Raw genomic sequence first — 1,417 nt, forward strand, 5'->3', positions numbered from 1 at the left:
AGGTTCGTGCCGGCGAACACGGGCGCGATCGTCCGCACGCCCGCCTCGTCGAGCAGCGCGCGGTAGTCGCTCGAGCGGAAGAACGGGTTCACCACGTCCAGGTCGACCACCGTAACCTCCAGCCCGCGCGCCGCCGCATCGAGCGCCAGGTTGAGCGCGAGGTTGGTCTTGCCCACCCCGTAGTGCCCGGTGATCACGAGGACGGGCGCGGCGGGCGCCCAGGCGGGCGCCGTCACACCAATCCCTCGGGGGTCTTGGGCTTCTCGTCCTCCTGGCGGATGACGGCGCGGCGGATCTTGCCGTTCACGGTCTTGGGCAGGGCGTCCACGTACTCCACGATGCGCGGGTACTTGTAGGGGGCGGTGCGCTTCTTCACCCAGGTTTGGAGCTCGCGCGTGAGCTCGGAGGAGCCGGCGAAGCCCTCGGCCAGCACGATCGTGGCCTTCACGGCCTTGCCGCGCACCGGGTCGGGCACGCCCGTGACGGCGCACTCGCGCACGGCCTCGTGCTCCAGAAGCACGCTCTCTATCTCGAAGGGCCCGATGCGGTAGCCGCTCGACTTGATCACGTCGTCGTTGCGGCCCACGTACCAGAAGTAGCCGTCCTCGTCGCACCAGGCGGTGTCGCCGGTGTGATACCAGCCGTCGTGCACGGCCGCGGCCGTCTTCTCCGGGTCGCGGTAGTATTCCAGCATGATGCCGGCGGCCTTCTCGTGCACGTCGATGCACACCTCGCCCGTCTCGCCCGTGTCGCAGCGGCTGCCGTCCTCGCGCTGGATCTCCACGTTGTACAGCGGCACCGGCTTGCCCATGGAGCCCGGGCGCGGCACCGATCCCGTGAGGTTCGCGATGGTGAGCGGCGTCTCGGTCTGCCCGAAGCCCTCGTAGATGGTGAGGCCGGTGTGCTCCTTCCAGAAGTCGAACAAATCGGGGTTCAGCGCCTCGCCCGCCGTGGTGGAGTACATGAGCGTGTGCAGGTCGTAGGCGTCCACGTCCTCGGCCATCATCATGCGGTACATCGTGGGCGGGCAGCACAGCGTCGTGATGCCGTACTTGCCGATGAGCGAGAGTATCTCGGAGGGATGGAAGCGGTCGAAGTCGTAGGTGAACACGCACGCCTCCATGAGCCACTGGCCGTAGTACTTGCCCCACACGGCCTTGCCCCAGCCGGTGTCGGCGATGGTGAAGTGCAGGCCGTCGGGCTGCACGTTGTGCCAGTGCTTGGCCGTGACCAAATGGGCGATGGCGTACTCGGAGTCGTGCAGCACCATCTTGGGGTTGCCCGACGTGCCGCTCGAGAAGTACATGAGCATGGGGTCGGCGGCCAGCGTCTCCACGCGCGCGAAGTCGGCGCTCGCCGCGCTCACACCCGTGTTGAAGTCGAGCCAGCCCGCGCGCTCCACGGGCGCGGCGCACAC

The 1,417-nt window shown here is 68.1% G+C and carries 2 protein-coding genes; both read right to left on the reverse strand.

The window, feature by feature from the left end; all coding sequences use genetic code 11:
• On the reverse strand, positions 1-236 hold a 236-nt coding region (locus GPA_RS13435), incomplete at its 3' end, for a nucleotide-binding protein (RefSeq protein ID WP_041239657.1).
• Positions 233-1,417: AMP-binding protein (locus GPA_RS13440; RefSeq protein WP_049784162.1), on the reverse strand; the 1,185-nt coding region annotated here is incomplete at its 5' end. The genes GPA_RS13435 and GPA_RS13440, both read right to left, overlap by 4 nt.

The organism is Gordonibacter pamelaeae 7-10-1-b, assembly GCF_000210055.1.
In the GTDB taxonomy this organism is placed as follows: domain Bacteria; phylum Actinomycetota; class Coriobacteriia; order Coriobacteriales; family Eggerthellaceae; genus Gordonibacter; species Gordonibacter pamelaeae.